Annotated in this window: 19 protein-coding genes, 1 tRNA gene and 3 pseudogenes; 9 read left to right on the top strand and 14 right to left on the bottom strand. The window is 43.1% G+C overall.

Features of this window, described 5'->3' with window-relative positions:
- Positions 1 to 125: 125 nt before the first annotated feature.
- Positions 126 to 233, top strand: a complete 108-nt coding sequence (gene psbM, locus IQ224_RS12580; RefSeq protein ID WP_002745897.1) for a photosystem II reaction center protein PsbM — start codon at positions 126 to 128, stop codon at positions 231 to 233.
- A gap of 878 nt (positions 234 to 1,111) precedes the next feature.
- On the opposite strand, the gene IQ224_RS12575 is transcribed toward psbM, so the two are convergent.
- The 6 genes from IQ224_RS12575 to tnpA form a co-directional block, all read right to left on the bottom strand.
- Positions 1,112 to 2,113, bottom strand: coding sequence for a pentapeptide repeat-containing protein (locus IQ224_RS12575; RefSeq protein WP_002745898.1), 1,002 nt, complete (start codon positions 2,111 to 2,113; stop codon positions 1,112 to 1,114).
- Positions 2,114 to 3,190: 1,077 nt separating this feature from the next.
- Positions 3,191 to 3,436: a type I restriction-modification system subunit M N-terminal domain-containing protein gene (locus IQ224_RS12570; protein ID WP_036401789.1), complete on the bottom strand. Its 246-nt coding sequence runs from the start codon at positions 3,434 to 3,436 to the stop codon at positions 3,191 to 3,193.
- A complete protein-coding gene (locus IQ224_RS12565; protein ID WP_002737687.1) occupies positions 3,433 to 3,807 on the bottom strand; it encodes a hypothetical protein in 375 nt (124 codons plus the stop codon). Before IQ224_RS12565 ends, IQ224_RS12570 begins: the two co-directional genes overlap by 4 nt.
- 42 nt (positions 3,808 to 3,849) lie before the next feature.
- The gene (locus IQ224_RS12560; RefSeq protein WP_194033022.1) at positions 3,850 to 4,737 is read right to left on the bottom strand and encodes an alpha/beta fold hydrolase; all 888 of its coding nucleotides are present in this window, start codon (positions 4,735 to 4,737) and stop codon (positions 3,850 to 3,852) included.
- A 79-nt stretch (positions 4,738 to 4,816) separates the two neighbouring features.
- Positions 4,817 to 5,524, bottom strand: coding sequence for an SIMPL domain-containing protein (locus IQ224_RS12555; protein ID WP_036401792.1), 708 nt, complete (start codon positions 5,522 to 5,524; stop codon positions 4,817 to 4,819).
- A 293-nt stretch (positions 5,525 to 5,817) separates the two neighbouring features.
- The gene (gene tnpA, locus IQ224_RS12550) at positions 5,818 to 6,261 is read right to left on the bottom strand and encodes an IS200/IS605 family transposase (protein ID WP_002740761.1); all 444 of its coding nucleotides are present in this window, start codon (positions 6,259 to 6,261) and stop codon (positions 5,818 to 5,820) included.
- Between the two features lie 125 nt (positions 6,262 to 6,386).
- On the opposite strand from tnpA, the gene IQ224_RS12545 reads away from it, so the two are divergent.
- Together IQ224_RS12545 and IQ224_RS12540 are read left to right on the top strand one after the other, a co-directional pair.
- Complete coding sequence (locus IQ224_RS12545; protein WP_002745922.1) at positions 6,387 to 7,358, top strand: hypothetical protein; 972 nt, start codon at positions 6,387 to 6,389, stop codon at positions 7,356 to 7,358.
- A gap of 595 nt (positions 7,359 to 7,953) precedes the next feature.
- Positions 7,954 to 8,556 (top strand): Uma2 family endonuclease, encoded by a 603-nt coding sequence (locus tag IQ224_RS12540; RefSeq protein WP_002758659.1) that lies wholly within the window; start codon positions 7,954 to 7,956, stop codon positions 8,554 to 8,556.
- 120 nt (positions 8,557 to 8,676) lie between these two features.
- On the opposite strand, the gene murA is transcribed toward IQ224_RS12540, so the two are convergent.
- Positions 8,677 to 9,990, bottom strand: a complete 1,314-nt coding sequence (murA, locus tag IQ224_RS12535; RefSeq protein ID WP_194033021.1) for a UDP-N-acetylglucosamine 1-carboxyvinyltransferase — start codon at positions 9,988 to 9,990, stop codon at positions 8,677 to 8,679.
- A gap of 191 nt (positions 9,991 to 10,181) precedes the next feature.
- On the opposite strand from murA, the gene IQ224_RS12530 reads away from it, so the two are divergent.
- Positions 10,182 to 10,265, top strand: a tRNA-Leu gene (locus IQ224_RS12530).
- Between the two features lie 62 nt (positions 10,266 to 10,327).
- On the top strand, positions 10,328 to 11,107 hold the full coding sequence (locus tag IQ224_RS12525; RefSeq protein WP_194033020.1) for an RNA methyltransferase: 780 nt from the start codon (positions 10,328 to 10,330) through the stop codon (positions 11,105 to 11,107).
- Positions 11,108 to 11,164: 57 nt separating this feature from the next.
- Here the strand turns inward: IQ224_RS12525 and IQ224_RS12520 are convergent.
- From IQ224_RS12520 to IQ224_RS12495, 6 genes and pseudogenes are all read right to left on the bottom strand, one after another.
- Positions 11,165 to 11,422 (bottom strand): annotated as a pseudogene (locus tag IQ224_RS12520) (TIGR02391 family protein); the annotation flags it as partial.
- A 195-nt stretch (positions 11,423 to 11,617) separates the two neighbouring features.
- Positions 11,618 to 12,124 (bottom strand): annotated as a pseudogene (locus tag IQ224_RS12515) (hypothetical protein); the annotation flags it as partial.
- A gap of 340 nt (positions 12,125 to 12,464) precedes the next feature.
- The gene (locus tag IQ224_RS12510) at positions 12,465 to 12,650 is read right to left on the bottom strand and encodes a hypothetical protein (RefSeq protein WP_194033019.1); all 186 of its coding nucleotides are present in this window, start codon (positions 12,648 to 12,650) and stop codon (positions 12,465 to 12,467) included.
- Complete coding sequence (locus IQ224_RS12505) at positions 12,643 to 13,218, bottom strand: zeta toxin family protein (RefSeq protein WP_194033018.1); 576 nt, start codon at positions 13,216 to 13,218, stop codon at positions 12,643 to 12,645. The genes IQ224_RS12510 and IQ224_RS12505 overlap by 8 nt, the downstream gene beginning before the upstream one ends.
- Positions 13,219 to 13,372: 154 nt before the next feature.
- Entirely contained in the window at positions 13,373 to 13,861 is a 489-nt protein-coding gene (locus IQ224_RS12500) for a DUF29 domain-containing protein (RefSeq protein WP_194033017.1), read from the bottom strand.
- A 134-nt stretch (positions 13,862 to 13,995) separates the two neighbouring features.
- On the bottom strand, positions 13,996 to 14,688 hold the full coding sequence (locus IQ224_RS12495; protein ID WP_002745930.1) for a Crp/Fnr family transcriptional regulator: 693 nt from the start codon (positions 14,686 to 14,688) through the stop codon (positions 13,996 to 13,998).
- A gap of 476 nt (positions 14,689 to 15,164) precedes the next feature.
- Here IQ224_RS12495 and IQ224_RS12490 point away from each other — a divergent pair, with 476 nt between their 5' ends.
- Positions 15,165 to 15,353: a hypothetical protein gene (locus IQ224_RS12490; RefSeq protein ID WP_002752772.1), complete on the top strand. Its 189-nt coding sequence runs from the start codon at positions 15,165 to 15,167 to the stop codon at positions 15,351 to 15,353.
- Entirely contained in the window at positions 15,338 to 15,634 is a 297-nt protein-coding gene (locus IQ224_RS12485) for a type II toxin-antitoxin system RelE/ParE family toxin (RefSeq protein WP_002745933.1), read from the top strand. The genes IQ224_RS12490 and IQ224_RS12485 overlap by 16 nt, the downstream gene beginning before the upstream one ends.
- A gap of 350 nt (positions 15,635 to 15,984) precedes the next feature.
- Here the strand turns inward: IQ224_RS12485 and IQ224_RS12480 are convergent, their stop codons facing one another.
- Positions 15,985 to 17,448: a GTP-binding protein gene (locus IQ224_RS12480; protein ID WP_002745934.1), complete on the bottom strand. Its 1,464-nt coding sequence runs from the start codon at positions 17,446 to 17,448 to the stop codon at positions 15,985 to 15,987.
- A 145-nt stretch (positions 17,449 to 17,593) separates the two neighbouring features.
- Here IQ224_RS12480 and IQ224_RS12475 point away from each other — a divergent pair, with 145 nt between their 5' ends.
- On the top strand, positions 17,594 to 18,502 hold the full coding sequence (locus IQ224_RS12475) for a transglutaminase family protein (RefSeq protein WP_002745935.1): 909 nt from the start codon (positions 17,594 to 17,596) through the stop codon (positions 18,500 to 18,502).
- Positions 18,503 to 19,058: 556 nt separating this feature from the next.
- Positions 19,059 to 19,223, top strand: a pseudogene (locus tag IQ224_RS12470) (IS5/IS1182 family transposase); the annotation flags it as partial.
- Between the last annotated feature and the right edge of the window lie 356 nt (positions 19,224 to 19,579).

Raw genomic sequence — 19,579 nt, 5'->3', positions numbered from 1 at the left:
CTTCCCCACTTCCCACTTCCCCACTTCCCACTTCCCTTTCAAATCAGCAACGCCTTGGCTTCTCCAGGATGATATTCTAGGAGTTAATCTTTATGTAAATCCGTTGTCACAGAGGGAGCTAACTCATGCAAGTAAATAATCTCGGCTTTATCGCTAGTATCCTATTCGTCCTAGTCCCCACCGTTTTCCTCTTGATTCTGTTTATCCAAACCAGAGAGGAAACCGAGGGTTAAATTCCTTCCCTATCCAGGGTAAGCGCATCTTAACAAGCCTTGACAAAATGAACTTTATGTGAGTTGCTTACCCAGAGAGCGATTCAGGCATATTTGAGGAGAATTGGCCATCTCAATTGTTAGGCAAAAATCCACCCATTTGGTCGATTTCCTAACTATTTTGATTGACTGGTATCACTTGAAATGCCCATGCGGATCACAAAATTGGCCAATTGTCAATAGCGTTTGAGATGCTCTCACCCTGCTTCCCTATCCCTATTCTTCCTAAAAACCCCGGTGATTTCTGGAAGTCATGCGGGGTTTTTCCCTTGAATTAGGGGAAAATGCCAGTTTCGTCACCTGATCCTAAATCCGCTGAGTATAGGCTACTTATGAGGACAAGCACTTATGCAAGAGGCAAAAGGGTGAATAAATAAAGTGATTTCTGATCAAGAAGATACCTGATAAGTAGTTGGAAAAAAGTAAAGTTAACTGTGGGGTAAGGAGTCGGTCGTCGGTCGTCAGTAAGAATTACGGCAATTTACATTTCTTAAGATAGACAACAGAATTTATGTCCGACTACTTAGTAACCATAATTGAGAAAGTTTGTGCTGCTTAAATAAAGAGGTTTTGACAACCAAATTAAAGCATATCTAAAGAGTTTTGAGTTAAAAGTTAAACTTCAGGTTTTCAATTAGAACTACTGTACTAATTAACTAATTTTTTGGGTAAAATTATTTAACTCACCACTATAACATATAACTAATTTTCAAGAGTTATATAATTTATAATTCATAATTCCCACTCCCAACTCCGGCTCTCCCTTTTGCTGAAGAAAAACCCCACGGTTATAGAAATCTTGGCGGAAAAGTCTCTACAACCAGGTTTTTCTAGGAATATTAGGAAAGGAGATTACCGCGACTACCGTTAGGAAGAATAGTTTCTTCAAGGGAAGCGGAAAGAAGATTATTTTCGGTTAAAATCGCCCCGATTAAATTAGCTCGTTTGAGATTAGCTCGTTTAAGATTGCTTCCCACTAAATAACTCAAGAGTAATCCCGCTTGGTGTAGATTAGCACCGGAAAGGTTAGCGGAGGCTAAATTAGCGCCGAGAAGATTACAACCGGTTAAGTTAGCTTGGCGAAAATTGGCTTTATTCGCGTCAGTTTTGCTTAAATCGGCACCGGTTAAGTTAGCTCCCTCAAAATCACTACAATTGAGGTTAGCTCCCGTCAGATTAGCTCCTTCTAGGTTAGCATAACGTAAATCCGCCCCGCGTAAATCCGCCCCGCGCAAATCGGCATAGCTGAGGTCGGCGTATTGAAGGTGGCAGTTTTCCAGATTAGCTTGATAGAGATAGGCTCGAATTAGGTTAGCATCTTTTAAGTTAGCATGGCTAAGATTAGCAGAGCTAAGAATAGCACGAGTGAGAATAGCCCGTTTTAGGTTAGCTTTCCCCACCATAGCATGGGTTAAAGTGGCTGAGGTGAGATTAGCCGCTTCCAGATTCGCCTTGAACAGTTGAGCAAAAAGTAAGCTACTGTGAATTAAACAGGCAGAACTTAAATCAGCCTTTTTCAGAACAGTATTACTCAAAATTGCGCCGCTTAGGTTACTTTGGTGCAAATTTGCCCCAGAAAGAGCGGCTTTAGTCAGGTTAGCATCGATAAGACAAGCTTTGCTTAAATTGACTTCTTCTAGGTCAGCAGCCTTGAAATTAGCGTTAATTAAACAAGCTTCGGTTAAATTGGCTTGTCTTAAGTAACTATGACTTAGGTTAATCTGGTTTAAACACTGTCTCTTTAAATTGACTCTGCTAAGTCTGACTTCCGCAAAGTTGCGTTCACCTCGATTATACAGTTCGATTAGATGCTCACGATCGATTAAGGCATTGCTACTCATAAAATAACTAAATTGTCCTGGAAGGTGATTTCCAGAGAATTGGTTGGGGAAAATTACTGATCATGAAGTCGATCTCTAAGATTAGTACAGGGAGCGACTGGGGATTTTTGCGAATAAATAGAAATTTTCAACCAATTATGGGCTTAAAATCCCTATTGGCAATTACTGAAGCGGGTAAATAACCACAAGAATCGGGGTTCAATACCAAAAACAACCTTTACCTAAACCCGCCACTTGTTACCAGCCAGGTCTAGGCATTAAATTAGAGAAGTCTTGTGCGTCAGTTTTTCTGACTGAATCTACTGCCTCGCCGATGTCTTGACTCGGTATCATACAGTTGAATTTGTTAGGTCTGCTTAGTCAGTCCAGTAGCCAACAGGCTAAAACTCTTAATCACCAGATTTCGGGGACTTTCCAGTTGGCAATCATAAAACTTCGTGAAAGTCAATCCCTCTTAGGGGTAAATCGCCCAATTCTATTCCCTGAAACCCTAGTCTAACAAGTTTATCAGGTTGTGGTCTGTTTTGGCAAGAGGCGTTAATGGCTTTTCAGTAATTCCCAAGGCAAACGGTAGCACAGAATACAGACTCAGTCTTACTCTTGCCTTTCAAAATCAAGTGAAGGGTTTGAATAGTGGGTTTCGGGGGAATGGAAGTCAAACAACTGAATTTTATGGGGATGCGGAGCTATTTCCAGGTAGTTATCGCTGGGATAACTGACCCTCGAAATGCCAGCAATGCCAGCCGCTACAGTCTGAAAGACTCAATATTAGTGGCATTTGCCGAGTTTTTTCGCCAGAATGAATATTTCTAGAATATCAGCGTCAACTTAATATAAGTAGTCGTGCAAAATTAATTTCCTAGTCGAGACAGGAGACTCCGAGACGGGAGACGGGATACAGCTATTAGGGATCGGATTTGAGTTTTCAGTTCACTGTTTACTCACAGCAGAAGTCTGACGGAGTAGTGGCTTAGATGTGTAATTAATTGTGCTTAGATACTTAGCGATCCTAAATCATTTTCAAAAAAGTGATAAGACAATATTGAATGTTTAACTATACCAAAGACAAAATGATTTTTATTTGGGGTTGTAGAAGGCAAATCCTGATTTTTTGCAGAGGAGGGGATCGAGGTTGTCGAGCTTGTCTTTATAATGGTTATAGGCTGCTAAGACCTCCTCTTTGGTCGGCTCTAACACGCAGTCGAAGCGACGCAGCACGGTGAAAGGCAAGATGACATCTTGATATTTGCCGCGCTTAAAGGTATCGCGGATCAAATCCGCGATACTCCAAATAAAACTCACCTTCTCACCGAAGTTGTTCATCTGTTAAGACCGCAGTTTCCCCGCGACCAACCCCATTCTTCCACTCCCACGGAAATTTGCGAACCGGGACGGACATCTCCTTTCGATAAGTCTATCAGAGTGACACTGACTGCGGCGAATAAACTGCCCCGATAAATCGGTTGTCCTTTGTTGTTAGTATTTTTAAAACTAAGACTAGAAACTTGGGGAGGTTGACCGGAGCGTGTCCAGCGAATGCGCTCAAAACGTCCATTGATAAATTCTGCTGAATAGGACCAACCGTTATTCATGCGGCCTCGACAAAAAAGCTGTTGTGTGGCTACACTAGCGGGAATATTGACAGATAAACTCAAAAGGCTGAATGTAGCGAGAGCGATCGGCAAAAATTTCATAAAAGTTGGCACTATAGGGTCAAATAATCCTATTATAAGTTTTTAGTTCGCAAATTTAACTATCGCGGCCGCGGTAAGTTCCGGTTTTTCGAGGTGGGGAACATGACCACAGCGAGGAATCCAGACCAGTTGATTATTGGGTAAGGCCTGCTGAAATATCTTCGCGTCTTTTGTGCCTAAAATTTGATCGTTTTCTCCCCAAATAATCAGCGTTTCTCGGTTTATTTGGCTTAATTTCGGCAAAAATGCCCCATAACCGCCACTTTTGGTAAAGGAGATTAAAGCCGCACTCCAGTGGGGACAATTCAGGTGCAGATTGGCACAGGTGCAAGCATCAACAGTGGCCAAAGTTGCATCAAAATAGGCGGTACGACTGATATTTTGACGCACGCGGGGATTGGCTAAAAAATTAGTTGCCCACTTATCGAGGGGAGAAAACATCAATTTACCCAAAACTGGGGGGTTAGCTAGTCCTGCGCTGTCAATCAGGACTAATTTCGCCACTATTTCCGGGTAGGAGAGGACAAAATCTAGGGCCACTGCACCCCCCATGGAAGCACCGACTAAAATTATCGGTTCGGCGATCGCAGTTTGCCAGAAATGGTAAAGATGGCTTTTAATAGTTTTCGGAGATACTTCTAAATCTGGGTATCGCTCAGTAAAACCAAAGCCGAGCAGATCTATCGCCCAAGTTTCCCTATTTTGGGCGAGTAAAGGTAGTAAACGCCGAAATTCCAGCAGGGAACTATCAAAACCGTGCAGGAGAACAAAGGGCGGTTGACCTTGCCCTTGTTGACTATAGGTAGTTAGAATCGATCGAGGATAGATGGGGCTATCGATGGCAATTTGTTGGATGTTTTCGAGGAGAGCAAGGGAGGTATCTTCACTCAATCCCTCCCTAACAGTGGGTAAAAAGTTAGGACAATTCACGGATGAGGGGGACAGTTTGATGAGGCAAGAGGCAAGAGGTGTTTAGATATGTGTAGTTAGTTGTCTCTAGCTACAGATGTTAATAGCTAATTTCGAGGGTGACAGCAGCGCGCAGGGTTTGTTCCCCTCCGATAACCGGGCTACTGGCAGCATCGGCACTCCGAAAAACCGCTTCTGAGCGGGCTATTGGCACGGGATTACTGGTATTACCCACTTGGATAGAAACCGTTTCTTTCGGCACTAAACCGAGGGCTTGTAACACGATTGTAGCCTGTTCTCTAGCTTGTTCCGTGGCTTTGATGAGAGCGGTTCTTTGGGCAGATGCGATCGCTGACTCTCCAGCAGTAAAACTGACCCCATCGATGCGTGTTGCCCCGACTTTCACCGCTTCATCGATTAAACTCCCCGCTTGGGCTATATCAATCTGAAAACTAATCAAATTAGCCCCGATATAACCGATTAAACGTCTTTGATTGTTGCTGAAGTCGTAATTGGGCTGTAAACTGATGCCAGTGGTTTCCAATTTTTCCACTTGACGGGAACGGAGAAATTTAACCACCGCATCGCTACGATTGGCGGTTTCCCGCTGCACCTTACCCGCTTCTTTGCCTTGAACTTCTACCCCTAAGCGCACTATTGCTTGAGAAGTGGCGATATTTTCTATTCCTTCCCCCGTTACGGTAATTGTTCTCAATTCTCTTGCGTCTGCGTAACTAGGCATAACTAATCCAGTGTTGATGAGGATAAGGGACAGCAAAAAAGCCAAGCAAAATTTTTTGTAATTCATGAAAAATCTCTAGCGATCGATACTATATTTCGATTCTAGCCTTTATTTTGGGCAATTGATCGCAAGATTATCCCTTTTCCGTCACTTTCGCAATATTGGTGACTAAGCTCTGGGGAACTTGAAAAGGGGCCTTTAAGCAATGAGTGTGAAGAACCACAGAGACACAAAGAACACAAATACCGATCGCTATTATATAAGTTAAACTTGTCACACAAAGAATAAGAGAGCCGATTGGTTCGCCCACTGGTGCTGTTGAATGAACTACCCCGCCGCAAGCGGACGGGGTATCAGAATCAAAATAGACTCAATTGTAGATTTTGGTGTAGCTGCAGGTATTCTTTATCTTGTTCTTTTACATATCTCGCTATCATACCTTCATCCCCATGCTTTCCTACCGTACTTGCGTAATATCCATCACTCCAAAACTCTCCTCCCCACAACTGCTTTTTCACTTGAGGACACTTTTTGAAAATTTCTCTCGCCGTTATACTTTTAATCATTGTCACTATCCTTGTCACACTATAGGTCGGTACTGATTGCACCAGAAAATGCACATGATCTTTATCCACTCCAATTTCTACAAACTTTATCTCGTATCGTTTTTCCATCTCTAGACAGACTTCTTTCAACAAGCTATCTACCTGTTCGTCGAAAACGGCTTTACGATATTTGGCTGGGAACACTAAATGATATAGCAAAACACTTACATTATGGCTCTTATGGATGTATTCACTCATTTTTCTATTGTACGCCGCGAGCGGCGGGGAATTAGACCCGAAGAGATTAAAAAGATAAATTCTCAAAACTTGCTATGATCCAAAAAGATTGTTAATGCACTTTCTCGGATTAATTATCCCCTGCAATGACTCGCCAAATTCACGACCAATTTGCCAAGGAATATTTAGAAGAACTCTTAGCGTCTCTAGGGACGATTAAAAAGAGCAAGAAAGTCAAGAGTGAAGTCCAAGAAATCGATGTCTGGTTTGAACCAGCCAGTTCAGCATCAAGGACTGAATTACCCTTGGGGTTACTTGGTAAAATGGCGGCGACTTGCTGCTTATTTGAACCTTTCCGTAACCCACCCTCCGAGGTAGAGATTCGCAGTTGCATCTCAAAGTTATATGCGGTTCATGGCGAGGTCTTGAGGAAGGCGAAACGGACAAACAAAACTCTAACAGAAGCTGAACTACCAGTTCTCTGGATTTTAACGCCTACTTTTTCAGCGAGAATGATTGAAGAAGTCGTGGGAATCCCCCCTTCATTCCTACCGGAAGAGGGGATGAAAGAGGAATGGGGAAAAGGAGTTTATTTTTCCCCTAGCCTGTTCAAAACAGGAATCGTCGCCATCCATCAATTACCAGTCAATGAGGAGACTTTATGGTTGAGGGTGCTAGGGAAAGGAGGGACACAGAAACGAGCAGTAGAAGAATTAGTGCAATTGCCTGAAGGTAATCCCTTCCAAGAGAATTTACTGGAAATTCTGGCCAACTGGCGCAAGAGTTTGGAATTAAGAGATAATTTAAGTGCCGAAGAACAGGAGGACATTATGAACCTATCACCAGCTTATTTACAACAACGAGAAGAGTGGAAACAAGAGGGGATACAAGAAGGGATACAACGAGGGATACAAGAAGGGATACAACGAGGCAGTTTAGAAGGACAACTATCGCTGATAACCAGTCTTCTGGAAGGACGGTTTGGCCCCCTAGATGCAGAATTATCTGGTCTGGTGGAACAGATTGCCCAACTTCCTATCTCGGAACGCACCGGGTTACTTCTTTCTCTGGCTAATTTATCTCGCTCAGAACTGTTAGAAAGATTCAGGGAAAATTAAACTTTCAGTCCCCCTAAGCTAGGAAAAACTATCCCCAAGCATTAATGGTAGTTTGTCGGCTGAATTATGCTCAAATCTTGCTTGCGGATAGAAAACGGGTTTCTCGGAGAAACCCGTTTTCTGTGCGTTACTCAACGGATTTAGTATGACAACTGATAAAAACCACTCCAATTAATGAAGGGGGATTGTGGAATTTTATTGATGGTATTAGGAGACTTTTGTGGTTTCTTTTTCTGAAAAGACGGACAACAAAAAATTACATACTTTCCCCAAAAAAAGTATTCTAAAATACATTTTTATAAATATTTACATTCCTCTCCGTCAGGCTTCGGCTCTTCTCGATTTTGTCTGATAATTTTTGCTTATGGAATCGTGAAATGCTTATCGGGCAATACTTTCAGCGCTATTTTGACGGATATTCTATCAGTATACACCTCGTTTTCACACAGAAACCAGAAGAGCCAGGCTTCTTTGGCAAGGTTAAGAGCGATCGCCTTCTATCTTTTAGTATTCAATAATGCCGATGACTAGAGCTAAGTTAAGATTGAAGGGCATTCAGTTGTTAACTCATGTAATTCTTGAATAGGGGGAAAATATGACGACACTACTTGTACAAGCGACCTCGGCTCCTTTGATGATTGATCTTCCTTGGATTATGCCGATGACGGAGGAGCAGTTTTATGAATTTTGTTTAGCCAATCGAGATTTACGCATTGAACGCAGCGCTAGTGGAGAAGTGATCGTTATGCCCCCTGCTTTTTCAGATACGGGTAATCGCAATCTTAATATAGCTGTGCAACTGGGGAGTTGGTCAGAACTAGATGGAACGGGGCTTGGGTTTGATTCCAGTGCGGGTTTTACGCTGCCCAATGGCGCGACTCGTTCACCGGATGCCGCTTGGATTAAATTAGAACGCTGGAATGCTTTAACAGAAAAACAAAAAGCCTCTTTTGCCCCCATCTGTCCCGATTTTGTCATTGAATTACGTTCTGCTAGTGATACAGTATCCAGTTTGCAGAAAAAGATGGAGGAATATATTGCCAATGGTACTTTATTGGGTTGGTTAATAGATCGCCAAAATCGCCAAGTCTATATTTATCGTCCCCATCGAGAACCGGAGATTTTAAATGCTCCTGAAACCATTAGTGGTGATCCAGAATTGCCGGGGTTTGTGTTAGTAATGGCTAAGATTTGGTAAATGCGATCGCTGATGAAAGGTTCCGTCAATATAGAACAACTAAACACGATTAACGCTGTTCTATATTGTTGCTCACGGGAATCCTTAAAACTGATAGAACAGCGATAACTAATCATCCCGTTAAGATGGGGACAGGGTAGCCAATTCTAAGGCTAAAGGATCAACCCGGCGTAAATTTGCCCCTAATGCTCTTAATTTACCCTCTAAATTATCGTAACCTCGATCGAGGTGATGGAGTCCCTGCACAATAGTAGTCCCCTGGGCTGCTAATCCTGCCACCACCAAAGCTGCCGAAGCGCGTAGATCCGTGGCCATCACCGGCGCCCCAGACAGGAAAGGCACACCGCGCACTAAAGCCACATTTCCTTTGACCTTTATATCTGCTCCCAGACGCTTTAATTCGGCCACATGACGCAGACGATTTTCAAAAACCGTCTCATTAACCACGCTACTGCCCTCGGCTAAAGTTAATAGAGCCATAAATTGGGCCTGCATATCCGTGGGAAAACCGGGATAGGGCAGGGTTTCGATATCGGTGGCTTTTAAGTCTTTAGGGATAATCCGGAGACGATTAGGACCATCTTCCACCACTTCCGGACCGATTTCTTGCAGTTTGGCAATTACCGAAGCTAAATGGCTGGGAATTACGGGATAAAGACTAATTTCTGAGCGGGTAATCGCCCCAGCTATCAGTAAAGTCCCGGCTTCAATGCGATCGGGAATGATACTGTAATCGGTACTGTGCAGACGGGAAACTCCCTCAATAACAATTGTATTGGTCCCGGCACCGCGAATTTTTGCCCCCATGGAAACACAAAAATTGGCTAAATCAATCACCTCTGGCTCCTGGGCCGCATTACCGAGAATGGTTTCCCCTTGCGCTAAAGTCGCCGCCATCATTAGGGTTTCCGTCGCTCCCACACTGGGATAATCCAGATAAATATTCGCCCCTTTCAGACGACCATTCCCTTTAACGTGGGCGTGTACCATGCCGCCATCAATTAATACATCTGCACCCATTGACTGTAGGCCTCTAACGTGCAGATCCACTGGTCTGGCCCCAATGGCGCAGCCGCCGGGGAGGGGAACTTTTGCTTCTCCTAAACGGGCTAAAATCGGTCCAATGGCAAAAAAACTGGCTCGCAACTGGGAGACGAGATCGTAGGGTGCTTGAGCTTGTTTGAGGTCTCTGCCATCAATCTCTAGTCTATCTCCGGTGTGACGGACTTGCACGCCCAAAGCCGAGAGAATTTGGCTCATCCGCTCGATATCGGCTAGAGCAGGTACATTACTAATCTGGCACTCGTCGGAGCAGAGTAAAGCTCCCGCCATAATCACTAGAGCGGCATTTTTGGCACCACTGATCTTAACTTCACCCTTGAGAGAGTGACGACCTTGAATTTCTAAATAGGGATGCTCGATATCGATAGTCATAGGATCATTCATTTATCTTAGTTGGTAGTCTTGGCTAAGGAAAGCTTCGGTAAAATTAGACTGCATTTTATCAGATTTTTGAACGAATTATCGGTGATTCTACCTCGAAAAACGATTTTTATCTTAATTATCTCAACTATCTTGACTTATGGATCGTCCGATAGTATAATGGGAGATTGTGAAAGAAAAATGCGGAACTGGCGGAATTGGTAGACGCGCTAGATTCAGGTTCTAGTGTCTGCAAAGACTTTCGGGTTCAAGTCCCGAGTTCCGCATTATCTCCCTCAAAACGTAGTTATTTAGGGCAGCCCTAGCGGGGTGAAAAATCCGGTTGGCTATGATTAGCAGTGTTCAAAACCCTTTAATCAAGCAAATTCGCAAGCTACACCGCACTAGAGAGCGACAGGAGCAGAATTTGTCCTTAATTGAGGGAACGCACTTACTAGAGACGGCTTTAGCCGTGAATTGTTCCCTAGAAACGGTTTGTTATACTGAAAAGTGGCAGCAAAGACAGGCAGAATTAGCAGAAAAGTTTCAAAATCAAGCGAAACGAGTCGAGATAGTTTCACCGGAAGTCCTCGCTTCCCTAGCAACCACGGTTAATCCCGATGGTGTGATTGCTACTATTTCCCGTACTCACCTTCATCCAATCCCCCAAAATCCGCTACAATTGGGCTTAGTTTTGGAAAGATTGCAGGATCCGGGTAATCTCGGCACTATTATCCGCACTGCTGTGGCTACGGAAGTACAGGGTATCTGGTTAAGTCTCGATAGCGTCGAAATCGATAACCCGAAAGTGATCCGCAGTTCCGCCGGGGAATGGTTTCGATCGCCCCTAGTGGTAGAATCGGATTTATCGGCTTTGGTGAAAAAATATCAAGCACAGGGGGTAAAAGCGATCGCGACTTTACCCACAGCCACCAAAAACCACTGGGAGATTGATTTTACCCGTCCGACTTTAATATTATTAGGCAATGAAGGGGCTGGTTTATCACCCCAATTAGCGACTTTAGCCGATGAAACTGTGAAAATTCCCCTCTTTGGTGGTGTGGAATCTTTAAATGTTGCGATCGCTACTGCTGTCATCCTCTACGAAGCTAGAAGACAATTATCCTAAAGTAGGGTGGATTAGCGTCAGTGTAATCCACCGTTAAACTAGACAAGAATTAGAGATTTATGTATTCTCGTTTTCTGTCTCCCAATTTAAATCATCTAGCATCTTCAACAATAAATCGATGAATACGATAATTGCTCCACCCTCCTCTGGTTTAGGATCGATGAATCGATGCGCGTAACGGTTACGAAAAAGCTTCATTGTACCCGAATATAAATCACGGTATGCCTCTAATTCTTCTGATGGAAGCTGATCTTTTTGTACAGATTTATTGCTTCCAAAAATTAGGTTAACAATACCATTACCCGTGGCTTTTTGAGGCTCTTCGTTACTTGGTATGGTTCGATAGGGGGGCATAAATCGACTAAATCCTTATCTGGCAAGGGATTTAATTGATTAGTTCGCTCTAGATCGAAAATAATTGACAAAAATCGCTAAATGCCTTTCTATATAGGGGTTCCATCCCTTATAACCCCCGTTCATTGCATAACACAAACCGAAGAGCCCTTTTTGATTAATATTATCAATATTTCCCAGTTTCCTCATGCGGTCCTCTAAAACCACTGTCGCATTGCGAATTGCAGTATCCCACGCTTTTGGATTATCTCCACCCGCACTCACAGAAAAACGGACTCTCTCCCATAGTTCGGAGTCTAAATGTTCAACTTCAGTCAAGGGAATTAGATGACGAATAGCCGAGCGATTGGGTTCGTCAAAGTTAGAATCAACCGCTTCATAAGCTTTTCCTGTTAGAGCGCCCTTGTATTGATACGAGTCTTTTTTTTGCCACTTAATATAACCATATTCTTCTAATATATCGAACGTTGCGAATGTGACAGGAGGCAAGCTATCAGAACCCTTGTAATCAACCCAACCACAATCTGTAAGAGTCGTAATGTACCAAATACAGTCCTCGGGAATATGATCAGCCCGTACTTCTTTAACTATCCATCGCAAAAGGTTTTTTTGATTTTCTGTTAAACTCATATTTAAGCCTTGAAAAATAAACAACAGTACCATTATACTATGTAGTTTTGATTTTCGTAACGGGAATTTGCTAAAACCGACATCTATATAGGGTTTGCTGAAAAAGTACGGGCGAAGCATTCGGATAGAAAATCTACGGTTTCACCGATAGGTTATTGCCCGAATGCTTCGCCCCTACAGGACACGGACCGATGAAGACGCAAGGTTTTGAACGACGATTCTCTCAAAATCTTGCACCTGTGAGAGCAAAACAGAACCCTAAAACCCTTACCTCGTCTATATTTCACATTTATTCAGCAAGTCCTATATAAATCCCTCGGATAGGTGAAACTGTTTCTATGAATAGTGAAATTTGAGACAGTCAACCAATTTTTTACACTTCCGTTTTTTTGGCAGGTTTTGGCGGAATTTGCGCGGCTGTTAAGGTGACGATTTGGCCATCTTTGAAAATGCTGATAGATTCTCCTAAGAGGCGGTGTCTCTCAATTGCTTCTGCGATTGCGATTCTAACACCTGTATCGATTCGCTCCGATAATTTATCAAGAATTGGTTCAGTCATGGGCTGCCTCGGTTATTTGTTGCCAGATAAAGGAGTCATAGATAATGACTTGTTGATTGAAGGGACGTTCAGCAACTAAGTGCGGCTCATCCCCAGAATTATCATAGATAACCCAAGTATCGCACAAAGGTAAATACAACTGCATGAGATTAATACGTCCCCGCTCATAACGACGACGAACCACATCTTCAGGAATATTATGACCGCCACTGGCTACCCTTCTGTGAACTCTCTCTAAAGCTAATTCTGGACTTTGTAGCCAAAAATAAATAAGATTGAGCCTATAGCCAGAACTGCGACAGTCTCTCAAAAAACGGGCAAAATGTCGGGCTGCCAGGGTGCTTTCAAAGGCAAAATCTATTCCTTGGCACTTCAGTGTTATCAGTCTTTCTAACATCAACCGTCCTGCTTGGATAGCAACCGACTCAGGATTAAAAGGTGAGAGTCCGGCGGCAATTTCATCGGCGTTAACGTACTCGATAACACCTAAAAAGTTGGGTAAAATTTTTTTAGCGACGGTGGTTTTCCCGGAACCATTGGGGCCACCAATTAGATAAACATCAGACATGAGGGAAAAGCTCGTCCTCCAGATTATTTTGAGATAACCTCGAACTAAGTCGCTGGTTATAATTAAATTGAAGATAAATCACCCCTTAATTACCCCTTAATAAGGGGGGGTTTTGGCAGTTTTTAACATCTAACTATTTAAGTATCAGTGGCTCTCAACTTTCCGTAAAAAAAGGTGCGATATCGATGGGGAACCAATCTCCGTCTAATACTTGTTCGAGAGTGAATATAGACTCTAGGGGAATTGTATTTTTATCGACAATTCTCCCATCAATTAGGGTTTGTCTTGCGTCTGAATAGGCTTCCCCAAAGGAATTAAGGGCATGATTTTTCAGCGTTGGGGTTTTGATCTTTTTTTTCAGTTGCACTCGAAAAGTGGCTATCTCTCCTAGCCAATGACGCGCGTTTCGTTCTCTTTCCGTTGTCCAATAACTCAGTTTTAAAAGATGAATTAATAGTTGAGTTAATAAACTTTCGACAGCTTGGCGCTCGCTTTTTCCCATGCACTCTACTTCCTCGATCAGATTTTCCCAGTCCACTCTGTTAAACTCTTTTCGCTTTAAAAGTTCGGCGGTTTTTTCTGTCCAGAGAACAAAATCTTCCTCGTAGAGAACGGAGAGCAATAGCGGGGTTTGTGCGGTCATAATAGATTTCTGGCGCTGCTGATTTGTGATAGGAATCTTGTTGTGTGGGGTTTTTAAAACCTGGAGCCAAACTAACTTTTGGATAGGATGCACAGTTAGCATTCATAGCTTGAGTCAGCAACACCGCAGAAAAATTAATTTTGACTCAAGAATAAACTGGGCAATCCGATAAGATTATCCTGCTTAAAAAAGATCGAATTTTGTTGTCGCAATTTACCGATTAATCTTGTTACTGTTACTCTGGTAGTGCCGATGGCGCTGGCAATTTGAGCGTGAGTTAGGGGATAGGGAAGATAATAGCCTTCTACACAGGGTTGACCGTATTCTTCCAATAATAAAACCAAGAACCCCATTAATCGATCGAGGGAGCGTTTTTGACCGAGAATACTCAACCAAAATAACTTACGCTGGTATTGATGGCGAAAAGTTTCCATAACAGCCGATCGCAATTGCGGCCATTGTTGTAGATCTTCCCAGTATAACCAGACTAATTCGGTCTCGTCTAGATGAGCTTGGGCTTGTAATTGAAAGGGAAATTGAGAAACAATCTCAAAAGGTTGACCTGCACCCACAAAACCGAGAAATACTTCCTCACTATCAGCAATAGGTAGTTGACGGGGAAATTTTTGGTCGATAACGTTAACTTGTGCCTTACCAACAATACGAATCGCCCCAGATTCGACAAAGTATAACAGTCCGGGGCGTGTGGCGACTTTTTCATCTTTGGCAAAGGTATGATTACGATAATGGGATTTTGCCCAGTTAAAGATTTCTGTTTCTTGACCGATTAAGGGTATAAAATCCGACGAAGGAACCGAAGAAGACATTAAAATTAATAACCCATTGGGGCGTTGAGGGAACTGTAAACTAATGTAACAAAAAATTGCTGCGATTGGGGGGGAGTCTTGTGGCCGCTCGATGCTTATTGGTCAATAATCCCTAAAAGTTGCGGAGATTGAGCAGATAGGAGAATTATTAAGTATTCTTAACAGAATACCCGCCCCAATGTTACAAAAGCGAGATAATCACCTTATCTCTTCTTAACTTTTTCTCGCTTTTCTGGGGACTATGGCATAAGATAGGATGCGTGACTATTAGTTTTCTATCTATGATATAGCGTTTCTCTTAAAGATGAAGTATAAAAAAATTTGGCATTATCTCTTGGCGACCGGCTACTGTTAACCGTTCCCTGTTCCCTAAAACCAGATACTTCATACCTCACTATTAAGATAACTGCCCATAGATGATAGTTGATAGATAATTTAAATTTATACTTTTCCTTAAAAACTTCGGTCAAACTTGTATGAATAGCATTAGACAAAAAGTGGAATCCCTCTTGAATCAATTACCAGATGATTGTTCAATTGAAGATATTCAGTATCATTTATACGTTCTGGAGAAGGTGCGTCAAAGTTTGAGCGCTGCTTCTCTAGAGAATACAATCCCCCAAGAAGAAGTTGAGGGTCTTTTAAACAAATGGCTGATCGAGTGAATTATCGCCTTGTCTGGTCGCCCAAAGCAATTGAAGACGTGGATGCGATCGCATCTTACATTAGTCGAGATTCCCCGTCCTACGCGGCGGCCGTCGTGCGTCGAATTCTTGATATAAGCTATTCTTTAGAAAATTGTCCCCTAGAAGCGAAAAAATGCGCCGAATTTAGCGATGATACCATCCGAGAAAAGGCTGCCTATGCCTACCGTCTGATCTATCAAATTCAAGGGGTGGTAGTTATTATAGCAGCGATCGTCCATAGTAAGCATTTCTTGGATTGATCGAGTCAGTGATCAGTGATCAGTTATCAGTTATCAGTGGTCAGATTTGAGTTTTCAGCAGCAATTCTCATTTTGAAACGATTTTACGTTGTTTCAGCGATCTAGAGATTCGTTAAGAATTATTAACCCCTCTAGGTGCAAGGGTTTTAATGTCATGAAACCTTAAAATGAGAATTGCTGAGTTTTCAGTTCACAAGGGCCGAATCTAAAACCCAATTTGTTAAGCTAAAAACTTTAATCTACTCAGTTTCTAACCTTCTTTTTAGGTAGGAGAATTGCCAGATTCTTTCTGGGAGCCTATTGCCTGTTGCCTTCAGTTCACTGATTGCTGATTACTGTTTACTGGACGGCTACGCCGTGCCTTTGGCAACACTGAAAAGTCCCCCACCCCCCAATTTTGAGCCTAATTCCCGCTTAATCCGGTTGAGAATCGAGGTTTCGTCGAGGGAATCGAGAATACTGGCTACCACTGCCTTCGGGCCATCGGGTCCCCAGGTGGCCCCATTAGCGAGATAGGTTTTCGTCACTTGGCCGATCGCATAACAGGATACACCGGCAACCCCCGCTTGAGTCAGGGCGATCGAAGTATAGGGAAGAAGAGAAATGCCGCCAGTGACAGGAATCGAGAGGCCAAGCAGTCCTTTGAGGGAACTTAAGCCCAAAACCGCTAAAAATTCGCTGGCACTAATACCCCCCATATTGAGGGCAATTTTTTGTAAAAGAGCGATCGCTCCCTGACGAGTTAAATCGATGCCGTATAAGCGAGAAAGAGCGAGAATCATGGCCAGATCGATAACTGCCCCCGTAAACAGATCCAACACCGTCACCGGATTGAGAGCGATCGCCGATGCTTTGATCATCACTGCTTTTTGAATCAATTGATTGGCGCCGCGATCACGGATAGCCATTTTGCGGGCGACAATTTGCTCGTTTACCTCGTCCGCATACAGCATAGAATTGAGGGCTACCAGCGATTTACCCTCTCGCTCTAGAATTTCCAAAATTTTGAGTTTCAGGGCTTCTATCTGAGGTTTTCCCCGAAATCGTTGCGTTTTTAGCCGCCCATCCTGCCCTTTGACGGTCTCCGCCAAGAGGGGAGAGGCCGCCACCATAACGATCTCATCGGGGGAGAGTAATTCTTTCACCCGTTCTGAGGCGATTTTCTCATAGATAGCGAGGCGATCGACTTCCGGATACTGATCGATTTTATTAAAGACCAAAATCATCGGTTTTCCCGCTTCCCGTAACTTGGCCAGAGCGGAAAATTCCACTTTAGTCATATCACCAGAGATGATAAAAAGGATTAAATCCACCTGCTGCGCCACCTGACAGGCGAGAATTTCCCTCGTTTGCCCATCTACCTCATCAATACCGGGAGTATCAAGCAATTGCACCTGAGCATTACCCTGGCCGTTCAGGGTCAGACGCGCTAGATTGGGGAAAGTATCATCGCTGCTTAACTGCCAATTTACCCCTTTAATGGTGCGGGTAACTCCGTGTAGAGGACCGGTTGTAAAGATTTCTTGACCGACCAGAGCATTTAAAATCGAGGATTTTCCCCGGCCCACCAGACCAAAAGCGGCAATTTGAATCAGGGATTGATCGAGTTTTTCTAGCAGGGCCACTAGGCGATCGATCTCCGCTTCTAGACCAATTTTCTCGATCGAGGTAAGATCCAGACGCTCAACAAGTTTGCTCAGAGAATTGCGTGCCTGATTATAGTTGAGTTCTTCTTGAATAGTGCCGACACCTCGAAGCGCTTGTTCTAGGTCTTCGGTATTCCAAGCTCGATCGAGGAACGGGTCAGAGGTCATTTCAGTTATCAGTGATCAGTGATTAAGTGGGTGGGTGTTAAAAATTGTCAGATACTCCCCTTATCAAGGGGGGATTAAGGGGCGATCAAAGGGGGAACCATCTTCAATTTAATTATAACCAGCTACTTTATTAAGGATAATCAGGATGAGTGTCATCTACGACTTGGAACACATCACCACCTATCATTATCGTCAACCGGTAACTTTTGGGGAACATCGGGCGATTTTTTTGCCTAGCGCCGGTCACGGTGAAAGAATTATCAGTTATTCTGTGGAGGCGAATATTGCCGCCAAAACGCGCTGGACTATGGATACTCTATCTAACAACGTGGTAGGGATTGAATTTGCTGAACCAGCGTCAGAATTAATCGTTACCTGTCGATTACGGGCGGAACATTTTGGCTTAAAAGCGATCGCTGATTTTCCCCTCGCTCAACGGGCGATCGAAATTCCCATCCAGTACACCCCCGATGAATGGTTAGATCTAGTGGTGTTTATGCGTCCCCACGCCGAGGATGCCGACGGCAGCCTGGCAGCTTGGGCCAAAAGTTTTGTAGCGGGGGACCAAGATGATACCCTCGATGCCATGGCAAGAATGATGGCGGCTATCAAAGATAATTTTACTTACCAATCCCGGGAGAGTGAAGGAACTCAATCCCCCGGAGAAACCCTGCGGCTAAAGTCGGGAACTTGTCGCGATTATGCTTGGTTGATGATCGAAGCTTTGCGAAGATTGGGTTTAGCCTGTCGTTTTGTCAGTGGCTATCTCTACGATGCTGCCCTCGACGGTGGTGAAGTGGGAATGACTGGCTCTGGTGCTACCCATGCTTGGTTACAGGTTTATCTACCGGGGGCCGGTTGGCGTAATTATGATCCGACTAATCAAATTACCGCCGGCTTTGATTTAATTCGAGTGGCGATCGCTCGTCATCCCGGTCAAATCATTCCTCTTTCTGGTTCTTGGTTTGGTGATGCCGATGACTTTTTGTCTATGGATGTTAAAGTAACCATTCGCAAGCTGGGGACGCTGCCAGATTTTGATCCGAGGGAATAGGTTGAATTATCGGGTTTTTCGATCCCAGAAAACGGGTTTCTCCGAGAAACCCGTTTTCTACTCATGCAATAAAGCGAAGATTACCGTTAGTTAATAGCATTTTTATCGATTTTTGTCAAGATATATTTGACACAATTTATTATAAAAAGGGTTTATCAAAGAAACCCTTTTTCTGCTTTCCAACTAATCCTACTTGACCCAGGGTAAGCGCATCTTAACAATCCTTGACAAAAGGGACTTGATGTGAGTTACTTACCCAGAGAGCGATTCAGGCATATTTGATCAGAATTGGCTATCTCAATTGTTAAGCAAAAATCGACCCATTTGGTCGATTTCGTAGCTATTCTGATTGACTGGTAACACTTGAAATGCCCACGCGGATCACAAAATTGGCCAATTGTCAATAGCATTTGAGATGCTCTCACCCTGTACTAGACCTCTTGCATATTTTTTTTATGGTATAATGGAGGGTTTTGCTTTTTTCTCAATTCTTAGATTGAAGTGGAAAAAAGAATAAAATGTGATCTTAGGTCAGGAAATCATCTATAATTTTGCTATGTTTATTAGCAAAATTATGGATTATCAAAACTTATCAGATGAACAATTCAAACGCCGTTTCGGTGTGTATAAACAAACCTATAGAAAGATGGTAGAATCAGTAAAAAGTGTTGAAGCCGACTCTAATTCACCATCTAAAAGGGGACCGAAACCTAAACTATCTAGGTTCTTCGGTTTGTCTTATGCAATAGACGGGAGTTATAAGGGATGGAACCCTTATAGAGAAAGACATTGGGCGATTTTTGTCAATTGTTTTTTATCTAAAGCGAACTAATCAATTAAATCCCTTACCAGATAAAGATTTTGTTGATTTATGCCCCCCTATCGAACCATAACAAGTAACGAAGAGCCACTATTCTATAGAAGAACAAGTTTTAGTAACGTTAGAATATTGGGCTCTTCGGGAATTGTTATGCAAATAATTAACTTAAAATAAAATTCGATGAGAGTACCTACGCCTAAAAGTAGCTGAAATCTATACAGGGAGACACTTACGGCACAAACAAGTTAATATCAAAA

Origin of the sequence: Microcystis sp. LEGE 00066 (genome assembly GCF_015207925.1) — a bacterium.
GTDB classification, from domain to species: Bacteria; Cyanobacteriota; Cyanobacteriia; order Cyanobacteriales; family Microcystaceae; genus Microcystis; species Microcystis ichthyoblabe_A.
This window is presented reverse-complemented; position numbering and strand designations above follow the sequence as displayed.